This window comes from Bradyrhizobium sp. SZCCHNS30572 (assembly GCF_032484415.1).
Lineage (GTDB): Bacteria > Pseudomonadota > Alphaproteobacteria > Rhizobiales > Xanthobacteraceae > Bradyrhizobium.
Window position 1 is genome coordinate 244,900 of sequence record NZ_JAUESY010000005.1, and the last position, 16,637, is coordinate 261,536.

The window sequence follows — 16,637 nt, forward strand, 5'->3', positions numbered from 1 at the left end:
TCAGATCCCGACCTCGAGATTGACCGGACGCGTGAAGGTGTTGGCGACCGGCGACCACTTCTTGACGTGGTCGATCAGCGCCTTGACCTCCTCCTGCGGAATGCCCTCGCACTCCATGTCGACCTTGACGCGGACGTCGGTGAAGCCGACCGGCTTCTCGCTGACGTCGCCGGTGCCCCAGACTGCGGTGATGTTGAGATCGCCCTCGAGCTCCAGCTCGAGCTTGTTGACGATCCAGCCGCGATGCACCGCATTGGCATGCAGGCCGACGGCCAGGCAGGAGCCGAGCGCGGCGAGCGAGGCTTCCGACGGATTTGGCGCGGTGTCGTCACCGAGCAGCCCCGGCGGCTCGTCGACGATGTAGGGCGCGAGGTTGCGGATGTAGTTGGCGTGACGAAACTTGCCCTCGGCGACGGTCTTGCACTTCAGGGTCTTGATGACCTTGGGGTTGGCCTTGCCGTTGACGATGAGCTGTTCAAGCCCGTTCTTGTCGATGGGTGCGAGGCAGCCCGTCAGCGCCGTCTTCTGAACCACAGCGGTCATCTCATTTCTCTCCCTGGGATGAGGATACCGAACGGTCTGTATCCTGCACGAAGCGTGCCAGAGAGGCCGAAAATCAAAAGCCGGAGTGATCCTCGCGGCTTACGCGATCATCGCGGCAAGTGGCGAGCCGTTGCGTCACCTCCGCTGCCCAAGCGCAGTGCAGAATGCCGCCTTCGGAGATCAAATTGAGCGCAATGCTGCCTCGAGCACATCAGCAGTCTTGCTGAGTCACGCGCACAGCGATTAAGCTTGCGCGCATGGCAAAGTCAGTTGCGGGCAAACAAACCGGCAAGAAGCAGGCGATCGCGAGGACGATCTCGGCCGGCGATGACGAATCCGCGCGCGGCCGCCTGCTCGGCGCCGCCACGCGGCTGTTCTGCAAGAACGGCATCAATGCCACCGGGATCGATGCGATCATCAGCGAGGCCGGCACCGCGAAGACCACACTCTACAAGCTGTTCGGATCGAAGACCGCGCTGGTCACCGCCGTGCTGGAAAGCGAAGGCAAGCAGTGGCGCGAATGGTTCATCGCGGAAATGGAGAGCGGCGGCGGTGACGCCGAGACCAAGCTGGCACGCATCTTTCCGGCGCTGAAGAGCTGGTTCGGCGAGGAGCGCTTCTACGGCTGCCCCTTCATCAATGCGGTCGGCGAGCACGACAAGGACCAGAAGCAGTTTCGCACCATCGCAATGCGCCACAAGAAAGTGGTGCTGGCGCATATCGAGAAGCTCGCCCGTGAGATGGGCGCTGCCGAGCCGGAGAGCTTCTCGCATCAGCTTGCACTGCTGATCGACGGCGCGATCGTGGCGGCGATGGTGTCGCGCAATCCCGAGGTCGCGGACACCGCCGGGCTGGCGGCGAAGGCGCTGATCGAACCGGCGAAGCTGAAGGCGGGCCAGCGCAACAGCAAGGCGGCGGGCCCCCAGCTCGCTGCGGTCTGAGCCGCCCTGCCCCGCGAACCGAGCGACAGAACTAGCGGAAATACTCCGTCACCAGCTTCAGGTCCGCCTGGTCTGCGCCCGCGCCGTTGAGGCTGGCATCGATGACGCGGCGGCAGGCGGCCACCGCAGCCTCATCGCCGAGCTCGTTGGCCGCTTCGAGCACGTGCCAGGCCGCATCGACCGCCGCGCGGTCCGCAGGCGCCTCGCGATGGCCGAGCCGTTGCTCTCTGCGAAGAGGAAGTCCCATACCCTTCATCCGCGATCACCTCCATCCGTCGCTGCAGGTTCAATAGGCCACGGCGCGCGGCGCGGATGCCTTGCCGCCTTTGCCTGGATTCTTGCGGGACTGATAGAATTCGAGCACGCTGCGCGATGTCAGCGACTGGAGCTTGGCATAGTCACGCTCCAGCTCCTGCAACTCGCCGGCCGTGATGCGGTGGTCGCGGGCGCCGAGGAACGCGAGCGCCATCATCGTATCCCAGGTAAAGCCAAGCGCCTTGGCGAGCATCAGCAGCATCTCGCGGTTGCGGTCGAACAAGGCACGCTCGACGACGTCGACCGGCAGTCCCGACAGCAGCGCGAGGCCGATCGTCACCTCCTCGACCTTGTGCGCGGTCGCATAGCCGGCGATGGTGCTCTCGTGCAGATTGCCGAGGCGGTGCTGGATCGTCACGGTCCGCTTGGCGACGAAGTAGTTGCGCGAGCCGGGTCCGAACTTCGACTGCAGGTCGCCGGCGATGTTGGCGACCGAGCTGTTGATCTCGCCGAGCAGTTCGGGGCGCTCGCTGGCCAGCCGCTTGCCGACATCGTCCGAGGCCTTGGCGATGAGTTGCTGGAACAGATGGCGGGGGATGTCGAGCCGGCGGCCGAGATGCTCGGCGAGAATCGAGTCGTTCTCGGCCCGCTTGACCATGTGCAGGAATCCGGCGCCGGAGAACTGGGCGCCCTGATTGCGCGCCACCGCCGTGGCGACGGCACGGTCGCCGCGCGTCGCCAGCACGTCGGTCACGGCCGGGCTCAACGTCTTTCGTTCGGCGATCGCGAGCAGATGGTCCTGGCTCTTGGTGCTGGCGTTCTCGACCAGCGTGGCGTCATCGAGCCGCTCGGATTCGCGCAACACCGGGCCGGCGACCCAGATCTCGTCGTCGAAGGCGAGCTTGCGGATGACGCTGGCCGGCGAATATTCGATCCTGGCGAGGCGATCCGCGAGCTTGGCGCGCGCTTCGATCTCGATCTCGTCGGCGAGCCGGCCGATCACCTCGCCGAAGGTGGCGATCTCCTCCTCGCAGTAGCGCCCCGCGATCAGCAGGTCGGTCGCATGCCACAGCGCGCGCTCGCGGCTGTCCGCGGTCCCCCGCGCAATCGCATCCTCGAGGTCCCGCAACACGGATCTGGTTTCGTTCATGATGAAAGGCCGCACAGTTGCAACGATGAAAGGGCAATGCGCAGACCATACCGTTCGAACCCGAGCGTTCCGTAACCCGCCGCGTGCGGATTTGACCGGGCATTTTCACTCAAATGCGCACGCGCGCGTTAAGCATGCGGCCGGAGAACAGCTCGCTGCGGGATTGCCGTGCCTCTCCGCATGACTTTTACGGCATGATGCGGAGCGCGCGCGCCTCCGCCTCGGCGACCGAGCGTTCGCGCGATGTCAACGGACACTCGGCGAGAGCCCGGTCGATCAGTTGCATGGCGTCGCGCTCACGACTCTGGTCGAGCATCAGCTCGGCGGCGAAGAAGCTCGCCTCGCAACGCCGTGCCCGGCGCGTGACGGGAGCACCGCGGTCGGCCGCCGCAAGCACAGCCTCTGGCGTTTCCTGCCCGAGGAAGAGACGGACGATCGGGGCCGGCCATTTACCCATGTCGAGCCGCTTCGCGTGGTCGGCGAGCTCGCTCCCCAGCCCGGCACGGCGGCGCGCCAGATCCAGCCACAAGGCCGCCTCGGCATTGTGGGGATCGATCTCGCTGAGCCATCTGAAATCGTCCTGCGCCTCCTCCAGGAGACCGGCCTGGAAGCTTGCGATCCCCAGCGCGCGATAGGCCTGCGCGCGGTAGCCGTTGCGACCGAACGCCCGCCCGAAACCCGACCCCGGCTGCGGCTCGCTCTCGCGCAGATCAGGAGCGGCGCGATCGAATGCGGCAAGAAGACCAGCCGAGGACTGCTCGATGACGATCTTGTAGTCGTCGATCGCATGCTCGACGTCTCCCTTGTGGAAGTAGGCGCCGGCGCGTGCGAAACGGGCTTCGATCACCTGCGGCGTCGCCGGCTTGCCGCGCTCGATCACGACAGTGCAGCCGGCGATGCGCTCGTCGGCACCGAGATCGGCCGCCGTCGTGCACCGCTTCGGTGCCGCCGGTTCGGCGCTTGCCGACAAGCCGAAGATCGAGCCGATGATCAACGCACAACACAGAATCGAGCGCCATCGTCGCGTAGCCATGAATGCCCCCTTAGGTCTTGCTCTTGGTGCTGCGATCTAACCAGAACCGATTGGGAGAACCACAATCTGGAATTGCGTTCACAAATCATCGTTCAGCCGGTGTAAACGAGATCGCAGACTCGGGGCCTGCCGGGCGCGGATGAGTTGCGAGGGCCGCGCATGCCACGCGGCAACTCAATCGACGCTTGCGCGTGATGAACGGACGCGCGAAGCCATTGATAGCCGCCACGCGGCTCGCGATGCGACCGTCGGCGACTACTTGGCTGCGGCGATCACCGCCTGCAGCCGCACCAGCTCGGCCTCCAGATTCGCCTCGACATCCGCCGCCTTCACCTCGGTGACGCGGTAGTCGCGGCTTTCCAGCCACGCCCGCCTTGCGCTGCGATCCGCCACCACGCCTTCGCTCTCGTCCGGGCCGACCAGCTCGATCGCGAGGCGGTGGATGAAGGAGACGAAGTCGGGGATGTGGCGGCCGACCGGGGTCTGGCGCTTGAACTGGCCGGCGAAGCGGCGGTCGCGCGACAGCGCGTGCCACAGCGCGCGCTCGGCGTCGGTCGGGTTGCGGCGGAGCAGCCGCGCCAGCCCGCGCAGCGAGCCGCGCGAATCCGGCAGGTTGGCCACCGTGCCCTGCTCGGCGATCAGCGCCCGCAGCCGCGTCGCCTGCTCGCTGTCGAGCACGCCGCCCTTGGCCGGCCCCTTGCGCCCCTCGGCGATCGCCATGACCACGCCGTGCAGGGTGTGGATGTCCTGCCGCGACGGCTCCATGCGGAAGAAGATGTTGCGCAGGTTGACCAGCATGGTCTCGCGCTTCTCGGCGGGCCGCAGGAATTCGACCCGGTCGAGCTCGCGCACCAGGTTCTCGAAGAACGCCTCCATCTGTCCCTGGCTGGCGCGCTCCGAGCGTTCGGGCATGGCGAAGGGCAGCGCGCCCGATGTCACCAGCTTGAACCATTCATAGCCCATCAGCAGCACCGCCTGGGCGAGGTTCAGCGAGGCAAAGCCGGGGTTGACCGGGTAGGTGATGATGCGGTTGGCGCGGGCGACCTCCTCGTTGGTGAGCCCCGCCCGCTCGCGGCCGAACAGGATGCCGGCCCGGCCGCCGCCGGCGATCTGGCCCTGCATCTCGCGGGCGGCCGCCTCTGGTCCCATCACCGGCTTGGCCTGGTCGTGGGCTCGGGCGGTGGTCGCGAACACCAGGTCGAGGTCGGCGATCGCCTCCGGCAGGGTGTCGAACAGCCGGACATGATCGATGATGTGGTCGGCCCCGGCCGCCGCCCGCTGGGCGGCGATGTTCGGCCAGCCGTCGCGCGGGTTGACCAGTCGCAGCTCCGACAACGCAAAATTGCCCATGGCGCGCGCGGCCATGCCGATGTTCTCGCCGAGCTGCGGCTCGACCAGGATCACCACTGGCCCTGCGATCTCCACGCCCGCCTTCGTCTTGTCGGTGCCCGACACGCTCAATCCTCGACTTCCAGATCCGGTTGAAGCGCCGATCGCGCCCTGCCCGCTCGTTGGCCCGGCCGATGAGAATTCTCAAGCAAAATAATCGGCTTACGCCTGAATTTTGCAGTTTGCGCGAAACGGCAGGCCGGCCCGCGGCCTGCCGTTGCCCACCGCATGAGCGGGCTGCGAAAATCAGCACCGGACGCATACCGGGTGCGCTTCCGCCCGCGGTGCAGCAGTGCTATGACGCGCTTGATTTCACAAGCGCTTTCCATTCCTGGCGCGCTGTTCCCAAGAAGGCCCCATCGATCATGGCAAAAATCAAGGTGACCAACCCGGTCGTCGAGCTCGACGGCGACGAGATGACCCGGATCATCTGGCAGTACATCAAGGACAAGCTGATCAACCCCTTCCTTGATATCGACCTGATGTATTTCGACCTGGGGATGGAAAGCCGCGACAAGACCAACGACCAGATCACGATCGATGCGGCCAACGCCATCAAGAAGGTCGGCGTCGGCGTGAAGTGCGCCACCATCACCCCGGACGAGGCCCGGGTGAAGGAGTTCGGCCTCAAGGAGATGTGGAAGTCGCCGAACGGCACCATCCGCAACATCCTCGGCGGCGTCGTGTTCCGCGAGCCGATCATCTGCAAGAACGTGCCGCGCCTCGTTCCCGGCTGGACCAAGCCGATCATCATCGGCCGCCACGCCTATGGCGACCAGTACCGCGCCACCGACTTCAAGTTCCCCGGCAAGGGCGTGCTGACGATGAAGTTCGTCGGCGACGACGGCACCGTGATCGAGAAGGAGGTCTTCAAGGCGCCCGGCGCCGGCGTCGCGATGGAGATGTACAACCTCGACGAGTCGATCTACGACTTCGCCCGCGCCTCGCTCAACATGGGCCTCGCCAAGAACTACTCGGTCTACCTGTCGACCAAGAACACCATCCTGAAGGTCTATGACGGCCGCTTCAAGGACATCTTCCAGGAGGTGTACGAGAAGGAGTTCAAGGACAAGTTCGAGGCCAAGAAGATCACCTATGAGCACCGCCTGATCGACGACATGGTCGCCGCGGCGCTGAAGTGGTCGGGCGGCTATGTCTGGGCCTGCAAGAACTATGACGGCGACGTGCAGTCCGACACCGTGGCGCAGGGCTACGGCTCGCTCGGCCTGATGACCTCGGTGCTGATGACCCCGGACGGCCAGACCGTCGAGGCCGAGGCGGCCCACGGCACGGTGACCCGCCACTTCCGCGAGCACCAGAAGGGCAAGGAGACCTCGACCAACTCGATCGCCTCGATCTTCGCCTGGACCCGCGGCCTGTCGCACCGCGCCAAGCTCGACAACAACGCCGAACTGGCGAAGTTCGCCGCCACGCTGGAGAAGGTCTGCGTCGACACCGTCGAGTCCGGCTACATGACCAAGGACCTCGCGCTCCTGGTCGGCGCCGATCAGCGCTGGCTCTCGACCACCGGCTTCCTCGACAAGATCGCCGAGAACCTGACCAAGGCGATGGCGGCGTAAGTTTCCCCACTTTCGCCTTCTGGTTTCGTCACCTATCAACGGGCCGCGCTACAAGCGTGGCCCGTTTCTGTTTCACTCCTGCTGTCGAGGAACCTGATCATGCGCTTGACCTCATCGCTCGCCCTGCTGTTGCTCGGGGCCCAGATCGGCTCCTCCTACGCTGCAGAGACCACGATTCCCGACGCGCTGATCGCCGCCGGCGAAAAGGCCGTGCTGACGCTGCATGCCGAAGGCGCGCAGGTCTACGACTGCAAGACCGACAAGGACGGCAAGCTCGCCTGGACCTTTCGCGAACCGATCGCCAGTCTGTTCGAGGACGGCAAGACTGTCGGTCGGCACTACGCCGGCCCGAGCTGGGAGCACCAGGACGGCTCGATCGTCGGCGGCCGCGTCCAGGGCACCGCCATCGGGGCCACCGACAACGACATCCCCTGGCTGAAGCTCGCCGTCGTCTCCCACCGCGGCAGCAAGGGCGTGCTGTCGGACGTCACCACCGTGCAGCGGATCAACACGTCGGGCGGCAAGCTGGAGGGCGCCTGCGAGACCGCCGGGCAACTCCGCAGCGTGGCCTATTCCGCGGACTACGTGTTCCTGCAGAAGCAGTAAGGCTGCTCACGCCTCGCGATAATCCAGCAGGATCAGCCCGACCAGCACGAAGGCCACCGGCCAGACCCAGGCGGCGGCGCGGCTGATGCGGCCGTCCAGGCGCAGCTCGAGCCAGCGCGCCCAGCCGGCGATGATGCCGCACAGCGCCAGCGGCGTGTGGCTCATCTCGATCAGGAGCTGATCCTTGATGTTGGCGATGGCGTGCGAATGGGTCAGCAGCAGCGCGCCGCCGGCGGCGACCGTCAGCGGAAACACCAGCGCCGCCCGCCCCGCCTGTTGCCCGCGCAGCCGCACCCGCCATTCGAACAGGCCGAACAGGACGATCAGCACCACGAACAGCCGGTGCTGCGCCACTTCGGGATCGCGCAGCGACGCGAAGAAGCCGATCGGGCCGAGCGGCCAGGCCATCTCGTCGGCGCGGAGAAACAGGAACGCCGCCATCACCAGGAACAGCAACGGCCAGTGCCGCGCGAAGCCGCCCCACGCGAAGCGTTCGATCAGCGCCAGCAGGCCGATCAGCACGACGAAGATGCCGGCCCAATGGTGGTTGTATTCCGACCAGGCGATGTCGGCGGCGCTGCGCGGCAGGATCACGCCCTCGCCCGGCACGTAGGCTTGCGGCGCCGTCACGCGCTGCGCGTCGGCGGCGTCGATCCTCGCCTGCAACTGCGAGATCGTGAGCTGGTCGACCGAGGGGCTGGTCAGCCGCGGCCGTTGCGGCGCGGCGCGCTCGACGATCTCGGCCCAGTTCAGGCGGTCCTGGCTGAGGTCGATGCCCGGCGGCAGCGACGTCAGCGAGCCCGCCGTCAGGAGCACCGTCAACCCGATGCCGAGCTCGACCTCGACGAAGCGCTTCATCCGCAGCAGCGGCGCTGCGGGATCACGGCGGCGCAGGCGCTCCACAGCCAGGAAATTGCCCGCCCCGAGCGCGAGCAGCATCAGCAGCATCGCGACCTTGGCCGAGGTCATCACACCATAGGCCGTACCGTAGATCGCCGCGAACGAGCCGAGATAGGCGATCGCCATCACGATGCCGCCGAGCACGATCGCCGCCACCGAGACCATCGACATCAACGAGTAGCGCCGTCCGATTCTGCGCTGATCGTCATCCGCCTTGCAGCCGTTCAGCGCCATCATGAAATACGGCAGGCCGCCGATCCAGACGCCGGCGCCGAGCATGTGAAGGAAGTCGGCGGCGAGCAGCGGCCAGCGCACCTCGAGCCGGCTCGCCGCGTGCGTCAGGTTGAGCTGCAGCAGCAGCGCTGAGACGGCCAGCACGGTCAGCGTCAGGACGCGCCAGGCGGCCCAGCTGCCGGTCCGGGCGAGCACGGCGATGCCGAGCGCGCACGCGGCAACAGCCAGGCCGGAGCGTGCGAAATCCGCGCTCGCCGCCGCGCCGAGCGACAGATCGAGCGTCCCGATCAGCGCGCCCATGTTGACTGCGAGCGAAGCCAGCACGACCGCGAACCAGCCGAATGCGCTTCGGCGCAGGAAGCGCTGGCCGCGCTTCCCGACCACGATCGCGTCAGCGGACAGCCTTTGCCGTAGCGGGCGCAGCAGCAACAGCAGAAATGCCAAGCCGCCGATGGTGAAGGACTGTGCCAGCAGGGTCAGGCCGCGCAGCACCACCGAGAGATAGCCGAAGATGTCGAGCAACAGCGACACGGCTAGCGCACGTTGAAAGGAATGTCGCCGCGGGTGATGTGGCCATCGACGCTGAGCACCTGCCATTGCAGGTGCCAGGCGCCGGGGCTGAGCGCCTTGGCCTCGGCGTCGATCTCGTCGGCCGGCGCATCGACTGCCGGAGAAAGCGCCTGCTCGGCACCGTCGGGCGCGCGCAGCTTCAGCCGCGAGCGGGCGTGATCGATGCGGCTGTTGAAGCGCAGCCGGATCATTGTCGTCTGCGTCTCGATGGTGCCACCCGCCGCGGGCTGCGACGAGACGATGATGGCGTGGGCCGAGGCGGCGCCGGGAACGCCCAGAAGCAGCGCGGCAAGGGTCGGCAGGTGGCGGAAGCGGATGACGGACGGCATGGGACGCGCGGGCGGCGGAGGCTGCGGCAGGAACGTTCGGGCTGGATCGGGGCGAACAAAACTCGACCGTTCTAATCTAAGCGACCTTCCTGTTCCCCACGTAGCCACAAACGCGTGACCGGGGCCGGCCGGCCCCTCCGGCAGCGGCACGTGGCCCCGGCCCTGCCCGCAGGGCATCCCGGAACAGCGAAATTTAGGGTCGAATCATCAAGCACTTCGCTGTATGCCTCGCCGCATCATTGCCGTCCGTCGGTTGTCGGGACCCTTCCGCCCGCGGACCAACATTGCCTGATCCCGAGGAACGCCTAAGGAAACCGTCATGCCCGCCTATCGCTCCCGCACCTCCACCCATGGCCGCAACATGGCCGGCGCCCGCGGCCTGTGGCGCGCCACCGGCATGACCAACGAGGATTTCGGCAAGCCGATCATTGCCGTCGTCAACTCCTTCACCCAGTTCGTGCCCGGCCATGTTCACCTCAAGGACCTCGGCCAGCTGGTCGCCCGCGAGATCGAGAAGGCCGGCGGCGTCGCCAAGGAGTTCAACACGATCGCCGTCGACGACGGCATCGCGATGGGCCATGACGGCATGCTCTACAGCCTGCCGTCGCGCGAGCTGATCGCCGACAGCGTCGAATACATGGTCAACGCGCACTGCGCCGACGCCATGGTCTGCATCTCCAACTGCGACAAGATCACGCCCGGCATGCTGATGGCCGCGATGCGCCTCAACATCCCCGCGGTGTTCGTCTCCGGCGGCCCGATGGAGGCCGGCAAGGTCAACATCGAGGGCAAGCTGCGCAAGGTCGACCTGATCGACGCGATGATCGTGGCCGCCGACGACAAGGTGTCGGATGCCGATGTCGAGGTGATGGAGCGCTCGGCCTGCCCGACCTGCGGCTCCTGCTCGGGCATGTTCACGGCGAACTCGATGAACTGCCTGACCGAGGCGCTCGGCCTGTCGCTGCCCGGCAACGGCTCGGTGCTGGCGACCCATGCCGACCGCCGCGGCCTGTTCGTCGAGGCCGGTCATCTCGTCGTCGACCTCGCCCGCCGCTATTACGAGCAGGACGATGCGTCCGTGCTCCCCCGCAACATCGCCAACTTCAAGGCGTTCGAGAACGCGATGAGCATGGACATCGCGATGGGCGGCTCGACCAACACCGTGCTGCATCTGCTCGCCGCCGCCCATGAGGGCGAGATCCCGTTCACCATGACCGACATCGATCGCCTCTCGCGCAAGGTCCCCTGCCTGTGCAAGGTCGCGCCGGCCGTGGCCGACGTGCACATGGAGGACGTGCATCGCGCCGGCGGCGTGATGGGCATCCTCGGCGAGCTCGGCCGCGCCGGCCTGCTGCACACCGAATTGCCGAGCGTGCATTCGGCCTCGCTGGCATCAGCGCTGGAGCGCTGGGACATCCGCCAAACGTCGAGCGAGAGCGTGAAGAACTTCTACATGGCCGCCCCCGGCGGCGTGCCGACGCAGGTGGCGTTCAGCCAGGACCGCCGCTATCAGGAGCTCGATCTCGATCGCGAGAAGGGCTGCATCCGCGACCTCGCGCATGCCTATTCCAAGGATGGCGGCCTCGCGGTGCTGACCGGCAACATCGCGCGCGACGGCTGCATCGTGAAGACCGCGGGCGTCGATGCCTCGATCCTGAAGTTCTCGGGTCCTGCGCGCGTGATGGAGAGCCAGGACGCCGCGGTCGAAGCGATCCTGACCAACAAGATCAAGGCCGGCGACGTCGTCGTCATCATCTATGAGGGCCCGCGCGGCGGCCCGGGCATGCAGGAGATGCTGTATCCGACCAGCTATCTGAAGTCGAAGGGCCTCGGCAAGGCCTGTGCCCTGATCACCGACGGCCGCTTCTCCGGCGGCACCTCGGGGCTGTCGATCGGCCACGTCTCGCCGGAAGCCGCCGAGGGCGGCCTGATCGGCCTGGTGCAGGACGGCGACCGCATCGAGATCGACATTCCCAGCCGCACCATTCATCTCGCAGTGTCCGACGAGGAGCTCGCCAACCGCCGCGCCGCGATGGAGGCGAAGGGCGATCAAGCCTGGAAGCCAAAGACGCGCGCCCGCAAGGTCTCGACCGCGCTGAAGGCCTACGCCGCGTTCGCGTCGAGCGCCGCCAAGGGCGCGGTGCGGATCGTCAAGGAGTAAGACCGATCTGTTCGGTCGGCAGCACCGGTCCTTTCCGACCGGTTGCTGCGGCCGGCGGCCGCGGCCTCACCATAGACTTCCTCGTCTCGCTCTCGTCCTGCGAACAGCCATGCCGCACTTCGTTGTTGCCCACTGACGACAGCGGGTTCAGGCTCCCTTCATCGACAATGAGCGCGTCAGCCACAATGCACGCGCCAGGCCCTGGGAAGGATCGCCATGCTGAACCGCCGCAGCCTGCTGCTCGCCTCGCTTGCCGCCGGAGTGACGATGACCACGACAGCCGCCCGCGCCAAGCCGGCGCAACCTTCGACCCCGGTCGATTTCGACGTGCCGGCGCAAGCCTGCGACTGCCACACCCATATCCACGGTGATCCGAAACAATTCCCGTTTGCAGCGAACCGCGTCTACACGCCGGAGCCGGCCCTGCCCGAGGAGATGGCGGCGCTGCACAAGGCCCTGCACATCCAGCGCGTGGTGATCGTGACGCCAAGCGTCTACGGCACCGACAACTCCGCGACGCTGTACGGGATGAAGGCGCGCGGCAATGACGCGCGCGGCGTCGCCGTCATCGACGACAAGACCACCGAGGCGCAATTGGATGCCATGCATGCCGAGGGCTTCCGCGGCATCCGCCTCAATCTCGCGACCGGTGGCATCAATGACCCCAATGTCGGCCGCGCCCGCTTCCAGGCCGCGGTCGAGCGGATGAAGGCGCGGGGCTGGCACGTCCAGCTCTACACCAACACGGCGATGATCGCGGCCATCAAGGACCTCGTGATGCAATCGCCCGTGCCGGCCGTGTTCGACCATTTCGGCGGCGCGCAGGCCGATCTCGGCCTCGGGCAGCCGGGCTTTGCCGATCTGGTCGAGCTCGTCCGCAGCGGCAAGGCCTATGTGAAGATCTCCGGCGCCTACCGCGCCTCGACCCGCGGTCCCGACTACACCGATGTGATCCCGTTCGCGAAGGCCCTGATCGAAGCCAACCCGGACCGCATCGTCTGGGGCACCGACTGGCCCCACCCGGATTCGTCGCCGCATCCCGAATTGAAGGTCACGGATATCAGGCCCTTCTATCCCATCGACGACGGCCGCCTGATGAACCAGCTCCCGGTCTGGGCGCCGGACGCCGCGGTCCGCGAGAAGATCCTGGTCGATAATCCGGCGAAGCTGTACGGGTTTTGATGGCGTTGTTAGTCCGTAGGGCGGGTTAGCGCAGCGTAACCCGCCGCACGATGCTACGCCGCCCTGAAGGCCTACGCCGCGTTCGCCTCAAGCGCCGGTGAGGGATTGAGCCTTTAGCCCGCAGGACGGACAAGGCATCTGCCTTCGCTCGACAGAGCGAAGGAAGATGCGTGCCTGCCGTCCTACTATGAGGTCGATTACTACGACCGACGGGCGGTGGGCACGGCGCGTCCGCTGACACTCCGCACCAGCCTTTTACTCAATCTGAAATTGCACTCCACTCGTGACGGTTGATTCAGATCAACGCCCGATCTAGCGCCGTGCCGATACTGCGTCAGAATAGGGCCGCACGTGTCCCGGCGGTCACGCCCGGCCCGCATGGATGGGAGACGATCATGTCACAAGAGCCGCTCCTCGACGAGCCGCGCCTCGCCTACCAGATCATCGTCACTGCGCCGGGCACGAGATCGCAGAACTGGCACGGCGTGCTGTACGATCAGAAAGGCGAGCCCGTGACGATCGCCGCCGGCGCGACGGTCAAGACCGGCGTCGGCGTATTCGTCGGCGTCCCCGAGGACCGTCCTTTCCATCCCTTTGGTGCGATCCACGCCGACACCATCGCCTGGATGAAGACGGCGCAGGGCAACGTCATCATGGACACCGAGCCCTGGGCCTACCGGCTTCATGTCGGCGCGGAAGGCTCCAAGAACGAAGGCTGGCAGGGCGAGTTGCTGCATGGTCGGGGTGTGGTCGGGCCCCAGCCCGGCAAGTTTGAAACGCCGATGGGACCGTTCATCTGGTTGGAACGGACTCACCCCTGGGGCCTCGGCGGCTGGTTCCACGCATCTTGGTCGGCGGCCCAACGACAGGCACCGGCCAAACAAAGCGGCGCGGCCTGAGACGCGCGCGGTCGCGCCTGGGTTTCCATCTGACGGCTCAATCCGCCGGCTCAGAACTTGTATGTGGGCAGGTCGTTCGCGCGCCTCTGCCTAATCTGCGTACTATGGTTGTGGCCCAGCGAGCTTCGGTGTCGTTGTCCGAAGCTCCAATGCTCCCGCTCCGGCTTCGCGGAACGACACCAGCCGGCGCTGCGACTCGTCCCACAGCACCAGCCGGACGCAGCGCAGGCTCTCGGGCAGCGTGATGCGGCCGATCTCGCGCAGCTCGGGATGATCGCGCAGCACCACCGGCAGCCTGTAATAGGGAATCCGGCTCGAGAGATGGTGGACGTGGTGGATGCCGATATTGGCGGTGAGCCAGTGCAGCCATGCCGGCAGGTCGTAATGTGAGCTGCCGTAGAGCGCGGCCTGCTGCTGCGTCCAGCGCTCGCTCCGCTCCCAGACGGTGTGCTCGAACTGATGCTGGACATAGAACAGCCACACCCCGGCCATGGCGGCGAGCAGCATGATCGGGAGATGTACGACCAGGAACGCCTGGATGCCGATCAGCCACACCAGCCCGGCGACGATCAGGGCGATGCCGAAATTGGTCGCCATCGTGCTGACCCAGGGCGACCAGCCGGCGCGCATGAGGCCGAACGGCAGGCGGTGCTGCAGGAAGAACAGGTAGGCGGGTCCGGCGACGAACATGACCAGCGGGTGGCGGTACAGCCGGTAGCGCAGACGGCCCCAGGTCGATCGCGCCTGATATTCCCGCACCGTCAACGTATCGATGTCGCCGATGCCGCGCCGGTCGAGGTTGCCGCTGCTGGCGTGGTGGATCGCGTGGGTGCGCCGCCACCAGTCGTAAGGTGTCAGGGTCAGCACGCCGAGGACGCGGCCGACCCAGTCGTTCGCCTGACGCCCGGCGAAGAAGGTGCCGTGGCCGCAATCGTGCTGGATCATGAACAGGCGCACCAGGAAGGCGCCAGCAGGAATCGCGATGAGCAACGACGCCCAGGCATGGCCGAGCGAGAATGCGAACCAGGCTGCCGCCCACAGCGCCACCAGCGGCACCGCCGTGATCACCAGCTCGGTGACGCTGCGGACGCGGTTTGGCGTGCGATAGCTGCTGAGAATCTGCATCCAGTAGCGGGCGTCGGCCGCCGCGCGGCCCTCGTCGTCGCCGGCGCGCAGCGTGGCGCGGTCCTTGGGCGGCACAGTCGCCATCGCGACTGGCTGATCGAACTGCAATGTCGTCTCCACCTTGTGTTCTTGGCGATCGCGCATGGCACGACCGCGGCCAAATGGACCCCTGCGCAGCGCCGAACGGGCTGCAGGAGTTCGAAATCACGAGCTTTCGTCGGTTTAACCGCCGTCGAAGCCAAATGGTTCATCGTGCGCCCGACGATGAACCGCTCTGGAAGAGAAAGTCTGGGATGTGGACGCCCGACAGGAGACGGGTAAAGAGCGCGTGCGGCGGATCAATGGAACTTAACCCGTCGAACGCCTCATTGCTAGGAGAGGACGGGTTACGATCCGTTAATCCGCCAGATGAAATGCCGCTTCGATTGTGCATCGCGTTCCCTTCAGCCCGTCCCGCGCGAGGCATCCTGCGCCATGGCCCTCTCGCGACGCGAGGTGGAGAAAATGTCCCAGATTGCGATGAACATTGCCGCGATCACGGGCCCGATGACGAACCCGTTGAGGCCGAATGCCTCGATCCCGCCCAATGTCGAAATCAGCACCACATAGTCGGGCATCTTGGTGTCCTGTCCGACCAGGATCGGACGCAGGACATTGTCGACGAGGCCGATGACGAGGGCGCCATAGGCGATCAGGACCACGCCCTGCCAGATCGATCCGGTGGCCAGGAGATAGAGCGCGACCGGAAACCAGACGAGGCCCGCTCCCACTGCCGGAAGCAGGGACAGGAAGGCCATCACGACCGCCCACAGCAGGGGCGCGTTGATGCCGAGGAACCAGAACATCAGGCCGCCCAGCGCGCCTTGCGCCAGAGCGACGAGCAGACTGCCCTTCACCGTCGCGCGGATGACCACCGTGAATTTGCGCAGCAGCGCATCGCGTTGCTCCGGGCGCAGGGGAATGGCGCTCTTGATGCGCTCCGATAGCGTCTCTTCGTCACGCAGCAGGAAGAACAGCAGATAGACCATGATGAACAGATTGACGAAGACCTCGAACGTCCCCTGTCCGATCACGAGCGCCTGGCTCGCAATGACCTCGCTGCCCTTCAGCAGGCCGGCCGACAGCTTGTCCTTCATTCCGGCGAGGCTGCCGAGCCCGAATCGGTTGAGCATATCGACCACCCATGTCGGAAGCGCGGCCAGCATCTTCCGAAAGTACTGTCCGATGTCGAGCTGACCGGACTGCATCTGTTTGTAGACTCCGGAGGCCTCCTGCGCCAGCGACGCCCCGATCAGTGACAGCGGAAGGATGACGATCACGACGAAGATCAACACCACGACGGCCGCCGCCAGGCCGTGTCGGCCGTGCATCGATCGCGACAGCCAGCGGTGCAGCGGAACGAAGACGATGACGCCGATGATGCCCCACAGAACCGCGCCGTAGAACGGCAGCAGGATCCACCCGAACATCAGCGATATCGCGACAAGCAAGAGAAGCAGGGCTCGGTCTTCGAGGCTACGCATCTGGCTTTCCTATCGGACCGGGACCATGAGCTGGACCGTTCCTTCCTCCACGGCGGACGGTTTGCGGCCTGGTCGCGAGATGGTCAACGTTCGAATTGGACTTTGGCCCCCGCCACGACGCGATGTTGCCGGCGAAAACATGCTCCAGAATGCCGAATTTGTCTGCCGTTCCAGCAACAACGCCGATTTCAAGAGCCTGCGCGACAAATAAACTGCT

At 66.1% G+C, this 16,637-nt stretch carries 16 protein-coding genes; 7 read left to right on the forward strand and 9 right to left on the reverse strand.

The window, feature by feature from the left end; translation table 11 throughout:
- Positions 1-543, reverse strand: a complete 543-nt coding sequence (locus QX048_RS15425; protein WP_172113730.1) for an OsmC family protein — start codon at positions 541-543, stop codon at positions 1-3.
- 257 nt (positions 544-800) lie between these two features.
- On the opposite strand from QX048_RS15425, the gene QX048_RS15430 reads away from it, so the two are divergent.
- Positions 801-1,484 carry a TetR/AcrR family transcriptional regulator gene (locus QX048_RS15430; protein ID WP_315714852.1) on the forward strand — a complete coding sequence of 228 codons (684 nt, stop codon included), beginning with the start codon at positions 801-803 and terminating at the stop codon, positions 1,482-1,484.
- Positions 1,485-1,515: 31 nt separating this feature from the next.
- Here the strand turns inward: QX048_RS15430 and QX048_RS15435 are convergent, their stop codons facing one another.
- The 4 genes from QX048_RS15435 to QX048_RS15450 all read right to left on the reverse strand — a co-directional run bounded on the left by QX048_RS15435 (position 1,516) and on the right by QX048_RS15450 (position 5,377).
- On the reverse strand, positions 1,516-1,731 hold the full coding sequence (locus tag QX048_RS15435) for a hypothetical protein (protein WP_315714853.1): 216 nt from the start codon (positions 1,729-1,731) through the stop codon (positions 1,516-1,518).
- A 39-nt stretch (positions 1,732-1,770) separates the two neighbouring features.
- On the reverse strand, positions 1,771-2,889 hold the full coding sequence (locus QX048_RS15440; protein WP_315826317.1) for a DUF2336 domain-containing protein: 1,119 nt from the start codon (positions 2,887-2,889) through the stop codon (positions 1,771-1,773).
- Between the two features lie 187 nt (positions 2,890-3,076).
- Entirely contained in the window at positions 3,077-3,922 is an 846-nt protein-coding gene (locus tag QX048_RS15445; RefSeq protein WP_315749286.1) for a hypothetical protein, read from the reverse strand.
- Between the two features lie 255 nt (positions 3,923-4,177).
- The gene (locus tag QX048_RS15450) at positions 4,178-5,377 is read right to left on the reverse strand and encodes a TrmJ/YjtD family RNA methyltransferase (RefSeq protein ID WP_315749285.1); all 1,200 of its coding nucleotides are present in this window, start codon (positions 5,375-5,377) and stop codon (positions 4,178-4,180) included.
- Positions 5,378-5,676: 299 nt separating this feature from the next.
- On the opposite strand from QX048_RS15450, the gene QX048_RS15455 reads away from it, so the two are divergent.
- Positions 5,677-6,891, forward strand: a complete 1,215-nt coding sequence (locus tag QX048_RS15455; protein ID WP_315714857.1) for an NADP-dependent isocitrate dehydrogenase — start codon at positions 5,677-5,679, stop codon at positions 6,889-6,891.
- 99 nt (positions 6,892-6,990) lie between these two features.
- Complete coding sequence (locus tag QX048_RS15460; RefSeq protein ID WP_315826318.1) at positions 6,991-7,497, forward strand: DUF3455 domain-containing protein; 507 nt, start codon at positions 6,991-6,993, stop codon at positions 7,495-7,497.
- A gap of 6 nt (positions 7,498-7,503) precedes the next feature.
- Here the strand turns inward: QX048_RS15460 and QX048_RS15465 are convergent, their stop codons facing one another.
- A complete protein-coding gene (locus QX048_RS15465; protein WP_315826319.1) occupies positions 7,504-9,162 on the reverse strand; it encodes a copper resistance D family protein in 1,659 nt (552 codons plus the stop codon).
- Between the two features lie 2 nt (positions 9,163-9,164).
- Positions 9,165-9,530, reverse strand: a complete 366-nt coding sequence (locus QX048_RS15470) for a copper resistance protein CopC (protein ID WP_315826320.1) — start codon at positions 9,528-9,530, stop codon at positions 9,165-9,167.
- A gap of 319 nt (positions 9,531-9,849) precedes the next feature.
- Between QX048_RS15470 and ilvD the strand changes: the two genes are divergently transcribed.
- The 3 genes from ilvD to QX048_RS15485 all read left to right on the forward strand — a co-directional run bounded on the left by ilvD (position 9,850) and on the right by QX048_RS15485 (position 13,772).
- The gene (gene ilvD, locus QX048_RS15475) at positions 9,850-11,691 is read left to right on the forward strand and encodes a dihydroxy-acid dehydratase (protein WP_315826321.1); all 1,842 of its coding nucleotides are present in this window, start codon (positions 9,850-9,852) and stop codon (positions 11,689-11,691) included.
- 216 nt (positions 11,692-11,907) lie between these two features.
- Positions 11,908-12,873, forward strand: coding sequence for an amidohydrolase family protein (locus QX048_RS15480; protein ID WP_315714862.1), 966 nt, complete (start codon positions 11,908-11,910; stop codon positions 12,871-12,873).
- Positions 12,874-13,268: 395 nt separating this feature from the next.
- The gene (locus QX048_RS15485; RefSeq protein ID WP_315826322.1) at positions 13,269-13,772 is read left to right on the forward strand and encodes a hypothetical protein; all 504 of its coding nucleotides are present in this window, start codon (positions 13,269-13,271) and stop codon (positions 13,770-13,772) included.
- 102 nt (positions 13,773-13,874) lie between these two features.
- On the opposite strand, the gene QX048_RS15490 is transcribed toward QX048_RS15485, so the two are convergent.
- Together QX048_RS15490 and QX048_RS15495 are read right to left on the reverse strand one after the other, a co-directional pair.
- Complete coding sequence (locus tag QX048_RS15490) at positions 13,875-14,897, reverse strand: fatty acid desaturase (protein WP_315750003.1); 1,023 nt, start codon at positions 14,895-14,897, stop codon at positions 13,875-13,877.
- A 443-nt stretch (positions 14,898-15,340) separates the two neighbouring features.
- Entirely contained in the window at positions 15,341-16,420 is a 1,080-nt protein-coding gene (locus QX048_RS15495) for an AI-2E family transporter (protein ID WP_315826323.1), read from the reverse strand.
- Between the two features lie 25 nt (positions 16,421-16,445).
- Between QX048_RS15495 and QX048_RS15500 the strand changes: the two genes are divergently transcribed.
- Positions 16,446-16,631, forward strand: coding sequence for a hypothetical protein (locus QX048_RS15500; protein ID WP_315826324.1), 186 nt, complete (start codon positions 16,446-16,448; stop codon positions 16,629-16,631).
- The last annotated feature ends 6 nt before the right edge of the window (positions 16,632-16,637 follow it).